This is a genomic window from Actinoplanes sp. NPDC021490 (genome assembly GCF_055562135.1).
The window spans coordinates 402,576-416,344 of record NZ_JBVHFW010000001.1; the positions used below are offsets into that span (position 1 = coordinate 402,576).

The following is a 13,769-nucleotide window of genomic DNA, read 5'->3' on the forward strand; positions in this document are numbered from 1 at the left end:
CGGTTTGCTGATCCGGTCGACGCCGTTGCGGTAATAATCGGCGCAAATCGGATCGAGCGGGGAGTCGCATGCGCAAAGTAGTCGTCGTGCTGGGAGCAATGGCCATGGCCATGGCAGTCATGGTGGCGCCCGGCGGTGCTTCCGCCGAGGCTGTCCCGGTGGTCAGATTCCACAGCGTCCAGTACGACTCGCCCGGTATCGACAACCGCAGCACCGAGAGCCTCAACCAGGAGTGGATCGCGGTCGTCAACACCGGCCCGAAACCGGTGAACCTCTTGCACTGGACCGTGCGCGACGCCCACCGGTCCTTCACGTTCGGCCACTTCACGTTGCCGGCGGGCGGCGCTCGCGTGTTCCTGCACACCGGCAAGGGACGCCCAACGGCGACCGACGTCTTCTGGAACAGCGGCAACTACATCTGGAACAACACCGGCGACACAGCCCGGCTGCTCGACGCCGCCGGCCGTACGGTCGACACGTGCACGTGGACCCAGCAGAAGGGCCGCACCGGGATCGCCTGCTGACGCGGGATTATGTTGGGGGAGTGCTGAGCGATCGGGATCGCACTCTTCTGGCTCCTCACCTTGCTTTGCTTCGCACGGCCAAGGTGGAGCTGGACGCGGCCGAGCGGGAGTTTGCCGAGGCCGAGCGGGATCGGGCCGAAACCTCGACGCGTACGGACTGGCGGGACCGGTTGTTCGGTGGTGTGTTGAGCGTCGACGAAGGACGGGCTCGGCAATATCGGCGGTCCCGGAAATCGAAGAAGAATGCGGACCGGACGCTTGCCGAAGCCCGGGCGCGATACGAGAAGTTTGCCGAGCGGGTCGATTCGCTTGTTGAACCGATGCTGCTGCGGGACGACGCCGGATACCGGGCCAAGGTGGACGCCGTCCGACGCTGGGACAAGGCGCTCAAAGCCGGTCGGGACATGCGGTTCCGGGTCGCGTCGGCGCTGGAGAAACCGGACTCGAAGCAGAGCTGGCACGAGGCCGAATTCGCGCGGCAGCGCTCCGGGGAACTGATTGCCGCGCTGCGGGAGGACGAGCCGAGGGTGCGCCGGCTGGTCGAGCGGGCTGGAGCCGTACGGGTGGAACTGGACACCAGCCAGCTGAGGCAGCCGCACGGGCTGGCCGGTCTGCAACGGCAGCTCGACGCCCTCCTCAAGGACGTCACCGAATGGCGGGACCGGGCCGAACGCGAGCGGGTGGCCGCCCTTCGGGCCGCGACTTCTGCTTGGCACGGCAAACGGGCCCGCGACCCGGGGTGATCGCGGGCCCGCTCTGCGGGAAGGTCAGCCGACGCCCTGGACGGCGTCCTTGTGCACGTGGATGCCGGCGCCCAGCTCGACGATCTGGGACTCCGTGAGGCCGAGGCCCTGCCAGACCTGCACGAGCAGGTAGACGCCGGACGGCTGCTTGATCCAGAGCGTCGAACCGCGGTCACCGGACGCGTCCGGCTGCTCCATGCCTTCGAGGAGGATTCCCTCCTTGTCGCCGACCTGGACCTTCTTTCCCGTACGGCCGGGGCCGCTCTGGTCCTTCGACTCGAGCATGATGGCGATCTTGTCTTCGAATGAGTCCTTGTTGTAGACCGGGTCGGTCGACGGGTTGACGTCCGGTCCGGGGTTCTTGGCCTTGGCCGGGGCGACCGTCAGGTAACCCTGCTCGCTGGCCTGGACGAACCAGCCGTCCGGCACCTTGTCGACGGTGAAGCCCTTGGGCTGCTCACCCTTGTACGCGACGAGCTGCACGCTCACGGCGCCGGCGGTGGTCCGGTCGCTCGGGGCGGTGGGGGCCCCGGTGCTGGTGGCGACCGCGATCGCGGCGGCCAGCGCGGCAACACCGAACGCCGAACCGGCGATCGTCTGCACGGTGCGGCGGCGGCGCAGCGCCCGGCGGCCGCGGGTCAGGTCGGCCTCGACCTGCTTGCTGTCAACGGCGTGCATCGGCCCGGCGATCTCCTCGAAGTGGTCACGAAGGTCGTTCATGGGGTGGCTCCCTGGCTGAGAAAGTGGGGTTGCGCCTGGTGCAGCGCGGCACGGAGACGATCCAGACCCCGGGCGGTCTGACTCTTGACGTTGCCCTCCGAGCAGCTCAGCGCGTCCGCTGTGGCTGCCACATCAAGGTCGTAGAAGTAACGGAAGACAACCGCCGCCCGCATCTTGGGCGGCAGCTCGCGAAGCGCCTGCTTCACGGCCTCACCGGCGGGGCCAGCGCCGGAAGGCGAACTACCGGCGACGTCGGGGAGCACAGCCATGGTCTGCTCCCGGCGCCGCCAGCTCCGCCGCTTCTCGTCGATCAACGCGTTGACCAGCACGCGACGCGCATACCCGTCCGGGTTGTCCGCCCGCTTGAACGCCGGCCAGGCGACATAGAGTTTGGTGAGCGCCGCCTGAACGAGATCCTCGGCCAGGTGCGTGTCACCCGCCGTCAGCAGGGTCGCCGTGTACAGCAGGCGAGGCCGCCGGTCGACCACAAACTCGTGGAACTGCTCGTCTCGCTCGGTCCCGCCCGAGCCGCTGTCTCGTCTCACACCCCAATGACGATCAGCGTTGCGCTCAGGTTGCATCGACCCATGATGGGTTGGCCGAGCAACCCGGACGTTTTGGTGCCCCCGGTAGTGTCCTGGCTCAGCACATCGGAATAGGGTGTCTCGCGTCATCGGAATAGGTATGTCTCGCGACATCGGCATGGCGTCGTAGCCCGCTTCCCGGCTGGTTGCAGGGTGCGGCGTGTCCACACGTCGACTCGTCATCACCGCCGTCCTGGCCGGCGCGTCACAGGCCGAGACCGCCCGCACCTACGGCGTCTCCCAAGGCTGGATCAGCCGACTCATGGCCCGCTACGCCGCTGAGGGCGAAGCCGCGTTCGAGGCCCGCTCCCGCGCCCCGAACACCCGGCCCGGCGCCACTGCGGCCGTCACGGTCGAACGGGTCCTCGTGCTGCGCAAACAGCTCGCCGAGGCAGGCCTGGACGCCGGCGCGGACACCATCGGCTGGCACCTGCAGCACCACCACGACACCGTGCTGTCGCGGGCCACCATCAACCGGATCCTGACCCGCGCCGGACAGGTCATCCCCGAACCCTCGAAACGGCCGAAGAACTCCTACATCCGGTTCCAAGCCGAGCAGCCCAACGAAACCTGGCAATCCGACTTCACCCACCACCGGCTCACCCGAGCTGACGGCCGCCCCGGCCCGGACACCGAGATCATCACCTGGCTCGACGACCATTCCCGCTACGCCCTGCACATCTCAGCGCATCCCCGGATCACCGCGGCCATCGTCCACGCCACCTTCCAGCACACCGCCGACCAGCACGGATATCCCGCCTCCACGCTCACCGACAACGGCCTGGTCTACACCGCCCGCTTCGCCGGCGGCCGCGGCGGCCGCACCAAACTCGAGGCCGAACTCCGCCGACAGGGCATCGTGCAGAAGAACTCACGACCGAACCACCCCACCACCTGCGGCAAAGTCGAACGCTTCCAACAGACGCTGAAAAAATGTCTCCGCGCCCAACCCATTAGCCGCACACGATCACGCAGCTGCAAGCCCTGATCAACACGTTCACCGACGAGTACAACCACCGCCGCCCGCACCGATCCCTGCCCCGCCGCAGCACCCCGGCCACCGCCTACCAGAACCGGCCCAAAGCCACGCCCAGCACCGACCGCACCCGCGACACCCACGACCGGGTCCGCCAGGACAAAATCAGCAAAGCTGGCACCGTCACTCTGCGCGTCCACGGCCGGCACCGTCACCCTGCGCGTCCAGGGCCGGCTCCGCCACATCGGCCTCGGCAAGACCTACGCCGGAACCTACGTCCTGCTCCTCGTCCAAGACCTGCACGTCCGCGTCATCAACGCCGCCACCGGCGAACCCCTCCGCGAACTCACCATCGACCCACGACGCGACTACCAGCCCACCGGCCGACCACCCGGACCAGCACCCACCAAACAAAAAACCCGAACCTACGACACGTAGGTTCGGGCTATTCCGATGTCCTGAGACATCACATTGGTGCCCCCGGTAGGAATCGAACCTACGACACACGGTTTAGGAAACCGATGCTCTATCCCCTGAGCTACGAGGGCCTACGGCCCATATCGTACCTACCAGGGCGTTCCCAGGAGTGCCCGGGCTTCCCGTCTGATGCCCAGCGGGGCCATCTGGTCGGTCGGTGGGGTCCCGTCGCTGGTCGGAGCGCGTCCGGAGCAAATCTCGCGCACACGCCAGCTGCCGTGCCCGGCGGTGACCATGAGTGCCCAGCGCTGACGTCGGGTGCTATTTGCTCCCCGAGCACGTCCGGAGCACTCTTGGCGACCTCTGAGCTGGGAAAGGTCTTCGGCGGACGACTTGATGTTCGCGCGGGGTCACGCGATGGTTCGTGCCGCCGGTACCGCGGGGTGCGCCTCCTGCGGCAGCGTCGCTGGGCACCTCGCGCACGAGGTGCCCGGCGCGTGGCTTTCGGTGGGCTGACGCGGTCTGCCGTCGAACGGCGGCGGGGCCAGCGCCTCAGCGCCGTGCGGACGCCAGAAGGAGTTCGGAGACCAGTTCGACATCGTCTGGGGTGACATCGCCGCCACCGGCGGCACTGATCCAGCGGAGCGCCTGCTCGTGACGGCGGACGAACCAGAGATCTACGTGAATCGCGATGTCGGCGGCGATTGCCGGAGCGACATGGCCGATCTGGTCGAGTGCAGCGGGTCGGGTAGCTGGGTCGAGGATGAGTCTGATGATGTCGAGCAAGTCGGTTCCCTGCTTGCCGACCGAACGGTTCATGACTGCCTGAAGTTTCATCGCGACCAACGGCCCGGGCTCAGCGACTGGCGTGGTCACTTCGATGCGCTCGCCGTTGGCCCGGACAACCTCAAGCGTGACGTCGGTGGCGGTGTCGTTGGCCCATGCGTGCGCTGATGCGTGCAGGCGATCGCCGGGGTCGTTGCTAGGTGTGTCGAGCTCGGCTTGACGTACCTCGAGGACGTCGACTTTCACTTTGCCGTACGGCGTTGACAGCATGACGGCTGCGGGCTGGACCGGTTCGGCGCCGTCGGCGGCGCGCAGCACTTCCAGGTGGGGTGTCTCACCGAGGAGCCGATCGACCACGTCGAGGTCAACTGTGGCGCGATAGGGATTTGACAGCCGGGACAGGACGGCTACGCCTCCGACCACCACCGGTGCTTGGCCGATGAGTGTCCGGACCTCGATCACTCCTTGCACGACGGTGGCCATTGAGTCGCCGATGAACGTGACGCGGCTACCAGACACGGCTCCACCCTTCGCTTGGTGTCCATTCGTCGAGGATCTCCCGACCACGGCCGGTGTCTTGGGCGAGGTCGAGCGCGACAAACAGCGGGTGTGCCAGTGGCCACTCCATCGGGTTCGTGTCAGGGTCGAACCGGTGCTCTACAACCGCCGGCACCGGGGCGATCCTGACGGCCGCTCGAGCTTGCGATGGTGTGCCCGCGGAGCCGAGCAAAGTCAGGGCGCGACGCTGAACCGCCTGGTCGGGCACGAAGAAGTCCAGTACCTGCCCAGATCGGAAGGCCACCGGCGCACCGTATGCAGCGGCTGCGGCCGAGTCTGTCAACGCCCAACCGGTTTCACGATCAACATCAGCCAAACCGAGGCGCAACGCTTGCGTCAGGACCGCATCACCGGGTGGCGGCAACTGAGTGAGATACGTGCGCGGGGTTGTCCAGCGCTCGGCGACCAGCCAGAACAAGCGTGAATCCGTAACAGCGTTCTTGCCGTCTAACAGCCCCTCACGGCGAAGCTCCGCCAGGATCTCTGAGACCGTACTAGCTGAGCGGTTGAGCTGACGCGCCAGCTCGCGCACCGAGGCTCCACTCCGAGGTTGCATCAAGAGACTGGCAGCGACTTCCAGCCCGACCTTGCCACTCAAAGCACTCGTTCGCCGGGATCGCTCTCCGAGCGGCGCAACCTCGGCATCGATCACGACACCCTCGGCCCGTAGCGCCAGCCGGCCACGCAGGTCGTAGTAGCCAGCCTGATGCGTAGTCAGGAGTTTGCGGGCAGTTTCAGTCACCCGGTCCGCGACGATCAGCAACGTCGCGGACGACGGCGCGTGTGTACGCAGTGCCTGCTCCGCGACGGAGTCAGTCACCAGAGCCCGTCGCTTTACCTCGAGCGCTAAACGCAAACCGTTATCGCTCAGTATCAGGTCCGCACCGGTGTCGGATGCGCGTGGGGAACTTTGCACGTCGATCCCCAGCTGAGCGAAGGCGTCAACTATCAGCGCCTCGGTCTCCACGCAGGTAAGCCTTGCAGACGTCCGGCGTTCGGTCAATACCGAACACCGAACATTCCGTCCGGTAGATCGACCAGTGGTGCGAAACTTCCGCTCAGGCCGCCTGAGTATGCCGGCAGCGAACACGACCTAAACGAGCCGCCGCCTCCGCCGCTCCGCACTCCTGCTCGCCGCACCTCTGGGCCGACTACGAGGATGTCCCCATCGCAGTGCTCGCCGAACGAAACGGGCCACAGCTCCACTACGCCAGCTGTAGGTCACCTAAAACGTGGCATCAACTGGGGGTGCCGTACATCGAAGTAAACCCGGAGGTGGTCAGATTGAATCGATGAATATCAACGGCTAGTCGGATCGAGGACAGAGCCGGACGGACGACACTATTACTTTGAGTGCGCATCACATCGACGGAGCGAGAGGGGGCGGCATGCCAATCACGGCGAGTCTCCAGGTTCCGTCCGTCCAACGGAATGCGATCAAGGAAAGCGCGAAATACGGTGCGCCGATGACTACGAGCGCCAACTCCGTCATCGCCGCCATCGATGCGCGCCGACCGGGCCTGAAACTCGCCAAGAAATACTCGCTGCTGTTCTTCATCCAGGGCCACCACATCGCCCACTTCGGCAGCCCACTGTTCGACGAACCCATCACCGCCACCGACCGCGGTGTCTCGATTCCTGACGCCGACGGCAGCCCAGCAGAACAGCCGAAGAGCGAGGGTCCGCTCAATACCATCGGCTACGTCATCGAGCGCTACGGCGCCCTATCGCCGGCCGACCTTCGCACCCTCATCCAGTCATCGCAGCCGTGGCAGGCCGCAACCAAGCCGGGAGGCGGCGGGCGCATCGACCCCGACATCCTGCGTGACTGGTTCCGCCGCGACGACGAAACCAACGACCCTGACGACGAACGGCCCAACCGGGCCGAACGCGCCCAGGCGGATGAGCTCTGGAAAACCCACAAGGCACAGCAAGCCTCCTGACCTGCAAGGAGCGGTATGGCCGAACCATATGGCCCGTGGCGGCTCGACGACTTCGAATCAAAGCTCCACGAGTGGGGTCCGACCGTTCCGCTCCCCGGCGAGGTTTACGCCGACATCAAAAGGTGGATCACCACCCGCGCTGACCGCCCGCGAGGCGGCGCCGTCTTGATCGACGGTGAGGAAAACGTATGGCAGGCCCCGGTGGCCTACCTGCCCGATCTGGACAGCGGTCTGCAGCGGGTGGTGTGCGCCTACCGCATCATCGAGGCCGAGCATCGGATCGTGTGCGAGCTGTTCGCGGTCCTCCCGACCTCGATCGACGCGGAGGCGGACCCGTGAGCAGTCACTGGGAGTTAAAAGAGTTCAAAGTGCTGTTTCCTCGCTGGCGCGACCTCAGCGAGCCAAGACCTCCCGCCGACGTGGTGAAGCGCGTCGACATCTGGTGGCGTGGCCTTGAGTTTTCCCCGGATCGCCCACGCGCTGACCGGGTCAGCCCGGATAGGGACCCCGTCGGCAACCTGTGGTGGACATGGGTTCCGAACGGCGATTGGACAGACGAGCAGGGACGCCGTTTCCGGGTCGTCTGCTACGTGCGGGTCTTCGAGCACGATGATCCGCGGCGGATTGTCTGCGAGAAGTTCGAGACTTGCGAGGCCATACCGCCGCCCGTAGGAACCGTCGGCTGAACTTTGGCACACTGCGGCTGGTCACCTACGAGGCAGCGGCCCTCGGGCATACCTGGCAAGCCGGTTCCGGAGTCGTGCCTCGTAAGCTGCGAAACCTGCGACCCGATTTGGCCCGATTCAAGAAGATCTCTACGTACGCAAAACCTGGACACCGAGATCGCTCACCTAGCTTTTCATCACATTGACCAGCAACTCAATGGGAAGGCTCCGTTGTGACGACAGAAGCCGGCAAGATCTTCCGCGAGGCGTGGATCGCCGGAGTCCACAAGCACTATCCAGGTGAGCCGAAGCCAGGTTACGTCACACCATGGCATGAAACCCCCGGTTGCGAGCTACAGGGCGCGGCCGCGGTTTACCAGCTCGTCGCCGAACTGCTTCGAATCAGTGAGGGCGCTGCTGGTCGCCTTACCCGCGCTCAGAAGAGTCAATTCGTGGCGGCCGGATGGGCCGCCCAGATCTTCCTGCGGATTGAGAACCCCAAGCCGTCGTACGTGGCGCCGTGGGAGGAGCTGCCGGCCTGGCAGCAAGAGGTCGATGCGGACATCTTCGAGTCCATCGAGAAGGAAACCCAGACCGAGGTGCCGGGCGCGTAGCCGTCCGCCAGACGCCGATCGGCGTTTCCGTATGCTCTGGGCGTGGCGTCCGAGCTGTGCCGTTTGGCTGGTGGCTGTCTTCTCATCGTTCGCGCCCAGCGCCTGGTGGCCTGGGTCGGTGAGGGAATGCCGGTGACGGCGAAGGGCGTATTGCGCCCGGTCGACGTCCCGGCTGCGGGGAACGCTTTGGGTGTGACGGTTCCGGCCCGGGTTCGTACAGCTGCGGATGTCGAGGCCGTTCACTGGCCCTGGGTAGCGGCCGAGGCGATCGGCTGGCTGCGGGTGTCGGCGGGTCGTGCGGTTGCTGAAGCCACCGCGGATGACGATCCCGTGCACCTTTGGTGGACGGCGGTCCGGGCGGTGCTTCGAGCCGAGTCGCACGATGACCGTGGCCGGGGCGCGCCGGTGTTGCTGCGGACGCTGCTGACGGTGATGACCGCTCAGCCGCCGCCTGAGTTGGCGGACACTGCTGAGGCTGTTCACGAGCTGCTCCATTGCTCCGATGTCGGGGATGCCGGCGCGGTTTACTCGGCGTTCCGGCGGGGTGTCATGCCGGTGGATGCCGGACTTGAGTTTCTCGCCGAGGTCGGCGCAGTGGACGCCGACGGGCGTGTGACCGTATTGGGTCGGTGGATGTGGCAGCGCTTGGTCGAGGAGTGGCCGCCGCCGTTGTCTCCCGATGCGCCTGCCGCGGCGCTGCTCGAACGGCTGGCCTCGCTGCCCGGAGACGAGGTGTGGCAGCACGCCGGCCCATGGCTGGCCGAGCGCGGAACGGGCAAGGCGGCAACCGAGTTGCTCGACGCGGCGGCCACGGCTTCGCCGGCACAGCGGGTCGCCGCCGTCGAAGTCGTGGCCGGCCTGGGCGAGCCTGCGCTGCCCGCGTGGCAGCGAGCCACCGAGGTACCGGCACTGGCTCCCCACGCGCGGCTTGTTCTCGCCGACTTCCAGGATGATGGCGACGACGATGAGTCGCCGGAGCCCGACGCGGCCGACCTGCGGTGGCTTGCTGTGGAGTACGCGGCGGCGGCGCTTGCTGTCGACGGTCCGCACGAGGCGTTCCTGGTCCTTCGCGAGCGCGCTGGGTGCCAGTGGACACCCTGACCAGGCGGCCTTGCGAGAGGGCTTGGCCGAACTGGTCGCGGCGGGTGGGCCGCCGATCCCGACGTACCAATTGAAGATCGCCCTTACCCGGGTACGGCCACCGGTCTGGCGGCGCGTTCGGGTGCCGGCCGCCACGACGTTGGACGATTTGCATCGGGTGATTCAGGTCGTCTTCGACTGGGACGACGATCATCTGCACGTGTTCACGGCGGACGGGCGTCGCTATGCCGATCCGTTCTTCGGCCTGGAGGAGACTGCGGACGAGTTCCGGGCCAGGTTGGGAAAGGTGGCGCCGAATGTCGGAGCTGTGCTGATGTACGTCTACGACCTCGGCGATCAGTGGGAGCACCGCATCGTGGTCGAACGGATCATCGAACCTGGTGAGCCGGAGACCTCGGCGGTCTGCGTCGGCGGCCAGGGCGACGCACCCGAGGAAGACTGGTTTCCTGGCTGCGGCAGAAACGCCACACCGTTCGACCTCGCTTTGATCAATCAGCAGCTGTCGGGAGCGACGTCGCGGTGAACGATCCGCTGGACACTACCGACGGCCTGAACAGGAAAAACGCCTTTCAGAGGTTGACTTGACCTTGGTGCGAGGTAGCGCAACTGTTCGTGCACCGGTACTGCAGGGTGCGCCTCCTGCGGCAGCGTCGCCGGGCACCACGCGCACGAGGTGCCCGGCGCGTGGCTTCCCGCTACTACGGCGCACGGACCTCAGCGAAGTCTGGAGCGTTCGTCGCACTACTGGTACGAATGCTCCCTGTCCAGATTCACTGGGCCGCTGGCTGCAGAGGAACAGCGTGAGGGCAACTGATCCTGGATAGATAGCTTGTCATTCAATATTGGCAAGTCGAGGTTCTGTCCATCGGGGACCTGTCAGGTCCCCGGGTTCGGCGGGTAGCAAGACTTCCCCTCGCCGTCCCAGAACTCGGGGTCGATGTAGTAACCGGCCGCCTTGAACGCTTGGCCGGCTAGGACGTTCCGAAGCTTCAGGCGTTATTGGTACCGACGCCCTCGTCGAGACGCACTGCGTCAGCCTCGACGCTGGCGGCGAAGGGCCGCGCCAGTCCGCGAACCGCGCGCAGTCCTGCTGTTCGCCCTGCACGCGGCTGCAAGTGCCGTCAGGCGCTGGCGAGCCGTGAGGCCGCCAGTGCGTTCAGGGACACGCCCTGCTCTGCGGCGCGGATGGCGAGGCGGCGATGCACTTCCTCGGGTACGCGGACCTGGAACTTGCCGGAGTAGTGCTTGTCCGCGATGGCGACGGGCGGCTCTTCGCCTGACGCCAGCATCTCCGCGACGATCTCCTCGACGATCCGTTGAACGCCGACGAATGCTTCCATACGGTCCTCGGCGAGCCACGATACCGATGGCAGTTCGGCCACGGTGCCGACGTACTCCTCGTCTTCTGCCGACCAGTGCACTCGATAGGTGTAGTGATCCGCCACGCTCACGAGCGCTCCTCCAACTTCCTGATCGCGGTCAGAACCTGCTTGACCTGGTACGGCTTCGCCTTGCCGCCCTTGTCCTGGATGTTGACCCGTGGGTCGCCGGGCCACGGCATCTTGAAGACATAGTGGGACGTGCCTTGTGACCGTGGTTCGCCGAAGAAGTGCCGGCACACGAATAGGAGGTCGGCGAACCGGACATTGTTGGGGTGCCGGCGCATCTCCGCCAAGATCTTCGCCAGCTTGTCGGTCACACCACCGATGATACCGCGCGTAGTATCGCCGGTGATACTACAGAAGTTGGACGATTGCGGGCGCTGCCGGGTCTCAACGCTGGACCGTGAGTGGCAGCCGTCGCCCGGTCCGGGCCTTGACGACGGTACCGACTAGCTGTCAACTCCCCAGCAAGGTCTTCCGCCAACTCGCCCAAGTCACCGACCCAAGCAACAATCAAAACGCGCCAGCAGTGCCACCACGCCCAGTGGTGGCTTGGCTAGTGACATCTAGTCTAATGCTCTTCCACAGGCCGGCAAAGACACGACGGTCCAGGCCGACGTGGGCCGGGAGGAGTGCCTGTCCCGCGATGGCGACAGGTGGCACTTCGCCCGACGCCAACATCTCCGCGACGATTTCCTCGGCGATCCGCTGGACGCCGATGAACGCTTCCAAGCGGTCCCCGGCGAGCCATGACACCTATGCGAGCACGACGCCGATGGCAGTTCGGCCACGGTGCCGACGTACTCACGACGTGGCCCGTTCGTCAGTGGTCTCGTAGTCGCTGGTTCACCTGGTCGAGGTTGAAGGTGTCGGGCGTGAACTGGGTCGCGTCGGTCAGTCCCAGCCACTCCAGCCGTTCCTCATGTTCTGGGTGGCTGGGATCGGCTAGCACCTCGATCAGCTCCTGGTATCCCCAGACGCCGCCGCAGTCGTCGGGCGGGGCCGCGCGCCGGCCGCCGGTGCACCGCGGGTACTCGACGGTGGGGTCCGCGGCCGTCATCTTCTCGACCAAGATCTCGTGTTCCCAGTCGTCGCCGAAGTCGTAGGTGTACCGGATTTTGTCTTTCAGCGCGGGTGCGACCTGTTCCAGGGTTACTGGGCTGTCCGAGCGATGCCCCAGCTCCCGGTCGGCCTGACCGAATTGGCCGTACGCCGTGTCGAAGACGTGCAGGTGGCCGCCGTGCCAGCCGAATGCCGCGAGGAACGCGAGGTGGAGCCGGTTCAGGGTGATGTCGCCGGGCACCAGCAGCCGGCGCCAGATCGGCGGTTTCGCGCCCCGCAGGCTGACCTTGATCTGATACACCGGCGCCGGGCCGTTCGACTTCTTCCGTTTCGCCGGCAGCTTCGCCGGCTGCGGCCGACGCGCGGCCGGTAGGTCCAGGCCGAACGCGGCGGGCCCGCCGGACCGGCCGAGCACGGCGGCGAACTGTTGCAACACGTCCAGTGCTGTCCGGTCAGCGGCGTGGCCGGACGCGGCTGCCCCGCGCGGCCGGCGAGCGGGCGGCAGGCCGGCCAGCCGGTTGCGGGTCAGCACAGCGAGCGGGGCGTATCCCGGCCCGTCCTCACTGTCGGTCAGGTCGAACGCGGCCGGGACGTCGTCGGGTTCGTCGTCCTCGTCGTGGACGGCACGCGCGTCCAGGGCCTGCTCGACATGCCAATGGAACTCAGCCGCGCCAAGTTTCTTGGTCTTGATGCTCACCCCGTCCTGCCGGGCGCCCTGATGAACCGCGGCCACGGCCGTCGGCAGTTCTTCCCCGCCGAGCAGGTAGATCTCCTCCGCAGCACCACAGTGCTCGTGATCGACCACGATCATGAGCGCGTGGTCACGATCTGCCCGCTGGAACACACCGATCAGCACCGACATGGTGTCCTCGACGTCGTACAGGCGGGTGAACGGCCCGGCGGTCAGTGGCTGCGTCAGATCATCCGCCCAGGACGGCACGGCGACACCGCCGCCGGTCAGCCGGACGGCAGCTGCCCGGGCCGCCTCGGCGACCGGATCCGCCACCCCGCCGGCCGCCGCGCCGATCGCGGTGAGCAGGGTCAGAGCAGCGCGGGTGCCGCGCGCCTCAATCGCCGGGATCACTCCACCGGCGAAAGCGGCCATGGCGTCGTCACCGCCGGATCTCGCCATCGCCACGAACAGCGCGCCCGCCAACTCGGCTTCGAGGGGGTCCTTGACCTCGGCCAGGGCGGCGGCATCGTCGACCAGATCGGTCAACATCTGCTCGGGATCAGCCGCACCCGCACCGCAGTTAGGACAGTCGCAAGCCTGATCCAGACCGGAGACGACAGTTAGGTCAGGGCGTCGGGGAGACCGGCCGGTCCTCCGCTTGGCAGCGCGTCGGCTTCCAGAACTCATCGCGCCATTCTGCCGCAATACCCGAATCTCACCTCGGCTCACCCGCCACTCAGCGTCGACGACCTCGCCCTCCACGGCAGGACCAGGTAGCAGCGAGCGCCGAAGGATAGGCCAGCGAACCAACGCTATCGACGAACGCCAGCGGGTGGTGCTCGCTGCGGTGGCCCCCGGAGAACGCCGCAGCGACCGCCGTTCTGGAGACCTATCTGCGTGACCGCCGAGGCCGGGTTCGAGCTGATTTTGAACCGTGACCATTGCACTGCCCCGGCCCGGACAAGTGGCCCGATCCTGCCGCATGAAGCCCATGTAAGTATAGTTATAGTAACTACGCTTA

At 66.4% G+C, this 13,769-nt stretch carries 16 protein-coding genes and 1 tRNA gene; 9 read left to right on the plus strand and 8 right to left on the minus strand.

Features of this window, described 5'->3' with window-relative positions; genetic code table 11:
* The first annotated feature begins 68 nt into the window (after window positions 1–68).
* Window positions 69–524 (plus strand): lamin tail domain-containing protein, encoded by a 456-nt coding sequence (locus tag ACZ3I4_RS01840; protein ID WP_465379946.1) that lies wholly within the window; start codon window positions 69–71, stop codon window positions 522–524.
* A gap of 20 nt (window positions 525–544) precedes the next feature.
* Window positions 545–1,267 (plus strand): hypothetical protein, encoded by a 723-nt coding sequence (locus ACZ3I4_RS01845; protein WP_465379947.1) that lies wholly within the window; start codon window positions 545–547, stop codon window positions 1,265–1,267.
* 24 nt (window positions 1,268–1,291) lie between these two features.
* Here the strand turns inward: ACZ3I4_RS01845 and ACZ3I4_RS01850 are convergent, their stop codons facing one another.
* A complete protein-coding gene (locus ACZ3I4_RS01850) occupies window positions 1,292–1,987 on the minus strand; it encodes a hypothetical protein (protein ID WP_465379948.1) in 696 nt (231 codons plus the stop codon).
* Window positions 1,984–2,568 carry a SigE family RNA polymerase sigma factor gene (locus ACZ3I4_RS01855; RefSeq protein ID WP_465379949.1) on the minus strand — a complete coding sequence of 195 codons (585 nt, stop codon included), beginning with the start codon at window positions 2,566–2,568 and terminating at the stop codon, window positions 1,984–1,986. Before ACZ3I4_RS01855 ends, ACZ3I4_RS01850 begins: the two co-directional genes overlap by 4 nt.
* 163 nt (window positions 2,569–2,731) lie before the next feature.
* Here ACZ3I4_RS01855 and ACZ3I4_RS01860 point away from each other — a divergent pair, with 163 nt between their 5' ends.
* On the plus strand, window positions 2,732–3,559 hold the full coding sequence (locus tag ACZ3I4_RS01860) for a DDE-type integrase/transposase/recombinase (RefSeq protein ID WP_465379950.1): 828 nt from the start codon (window positions 2,732–2,734) through the stop codon (window positions 3,557–3,559).
* Between the two features lie 460 nt (window positions 3,560–4,019).
* Here the strand turns inward: ACZ3I4_RS01860 and ACZ3I4_RS01865 are convergent.
* The 3 genes from ACZ3I4_RS01865 to ACZ3I4_RS01875 form a co-directional block, all read right to left on the minus strand.
* Window positions 4,020–4,095: transfer RNA gene (locus ACZ3I4_RS01865), tRNA-Arg, on the minus strand.
* Window positions 4,096–4,516: 421 nt separating this feature from the next.
* The gene (locus ACZ3I4_RS01870) at window positions 4,517–5,269 is read right to left on the minus strand and encodes a hypothetical protein (RefSeq protein ID WP_465379951.1); all 753 of its coding nucleotides are present in this window, start codon (window positions 5,267–5,269) and stop codon (window positions 4,517–4,519) included.
* Entirely contained in the window at window positions 5,259–6,275 is a 1,017-nt protein-coding gene (locus tag ACZ3I4_RS01875) for a winged helix-turn-helix transcriptional regulator (RefSeq protein ID WP_465379952.1), read from the minus strand. Before ACZ3I4_RS01875 ends, ACZ3I4_RS01870 begins: the two co-directional genes overlap by 11 nt.
* Window positions 6,276–6,774: 499 nt before the next feature.
* Here ACZ3I4_RS01875 and ACZ3I4_RS01880 point away from each other — a divergent pair, with 499 nt between their 5' ends.
* From ACZ3I4_RS01880 to ACZ3I4_RS01905, 6 genes are all read left to right on the plus strand, one after another.
* Window positions 6,775–7,251: a Panacea domain-containing protein gene (locus ACZ3I4_RS01880; protein WP_465379953.1), complete on the plus strand. Its 477-nt coding sequence runs from the start codon at window positions 6,775–6,777 to the stop codon at window positions 7,249–7,251.
* A gap of 15 nt (window positions 7,252–7,266) precedes the next feature.
* Entirely contained in the window at window positions 7,267–7,590 is a 324-nt protein-coding gene (locus ACZ3I4_RS01885) for a hypothetical protein (RefSeq protein ID WP_465379954.1), read from the plus strand.
* Entirely contained in the window at window positions 7,587–7,937 is a 351-nt protein-coding gene (locus ACZ3I4_RS01890) for a hypothetical protein (protein ID WP_465379955.1), read from the plus strand. Before ACZ3I4_RS01885 ends, ACZ3I4_RS01890 begins: the two co-directional genes overlap by 4 nt.
* 212 nt (window positions 7,938–8,149) lie before the next feature.
* Window positions 8,150–8,530 (plus strand): hypothetical protein, encoded by a 381-nt coding sequence (locus ACZ3I4_RS01895; protein ID WP_465379956.1) that lies wholly within the window; start codon window positions 8,150–8,152, stop codon window positions 8,528–8,530.
* Window positions 8,531–8,572: 42 nt separating this feature from the next.
* Window positions 8,573–9,631: a hypothetical protein gene (locus ACZ3I4_RS01900; protein WP_465379957.1), complete on the plus strand. Its 1,059-nt coding sequence runs from the start codon at window positions 8,573–8,575 to the stop codon at window positions 9,629–9,631.
* A gap of 22 nt (window positions 9,632–9,653) precedes the next feature.
* Window positions 9,654–10,154, plus strand: coding sequence for a plasmid pRiA4b ORF-3 family protein (locus ACZ3I4_RS01905; protein WP_465379958.1), 501 nt, complete (start codon window positions 9,654–9,656; stop codon window positions 10,152–10,154).
* Between the two features lie 598 nt (window positions 10,155–10,752).
* Here ACZ3I4_RS01905 and ACZ3I4_RS01910 read toward each other — a convergent pair.
* The 3 genes from ACZ3I4_RS01910 to ACZ3I4_RS01920 all read right to left on the minus strand — a co-directional run bounded on the left by ACZ3I4_RS01910 (window position 10,753) and on the right by ACZ3I4_RS01920 (window position 13,741).
* Entirely contained in the window at window positions 10,753–11,082 is a 330-nt protein-coding gene (locus tag ACZ3I4_RS01910) for a type II toxin-antitoxin system HicB family antitoxin (protein WP_465379959.1), read from the minus strand.
* The gene (locus ACZ3I4_RS01915; protein ID WP_465379960.1) at window positions 11,079–11,330 is read right to left on the minus strand and encodes a toxin HicA; all 252 of its coding nucleotides are present in this window, start codon (window positions 11,328–11,330) and stop codon (window positions 11,079–11,081) included. Before ACZ3I4_RS01915 ends, ACZ3I4_RS01910 begins: the two co-directional genes overlap by 4 nt.
* Window positions 11,331–11,836: 506 nt before the next feature.
* Complete coding sequence (locus tag ACZ3I4_RS01920) at window positions 11,837–13,741, minus strand: plasmid pRiA4b ORF-3 family protein (protein WP_465379961.1); 1,905 nt, start codon at window positions 13,739–13,741, stop codon at window positions 11,837–11,839.
* Between the last annotated feature and the right edge of the window lie 28 nt (window positions 13,742–13,769).

Bases quoted from the DNA above. Each gene is read 5' to 3' on its own strand.
- ACZ3I4_RS01855 (WP_465379949.1), bottom strand. From the start codon at position 2,568: ATGCAACCTGAGCGCAACGCTGATCGTCATTGGGGTGTGAGACGAGAC.
- ACZ3I4_RS01850 (WP_465379948.1), bottom strand. From the start codon at position 1,987: ATGAACGACCTTCGTGACCACTTCGAGGAGATCGCCGGGCCGATGCAC.
- ACZ3I4_RS01840 (WP_465379946.1), top strand. From the start codon at position 69: ATGCGCAAAGTAGTCGTCGTGCTGGGAGCAATGGCCATGGCCATGGCA.
- ACZ3I4_RS01920 (WP_465379961.1), bottom strand. From the start codon at position 13,741: ATGGGCTTCATGCGGCAGGATCGGGCCACTTGTCCGGGCCGGGGCAGT.
- ACZ3I4_RS01885 (WP_465379954.1), top strand. From the start codon at position 7,267: ATGGCCGAACCATATGGCCCGTGGCGGCTCGACGACTTCGAATCAAAG.
- ACZ3I4_RS01880 (WP_465379953.1), top strand. From the start codon at position 6,775: ATGACTACGAGCGCCAACTCCGTCATCGCCGCCATCGATGCGCGCCGA.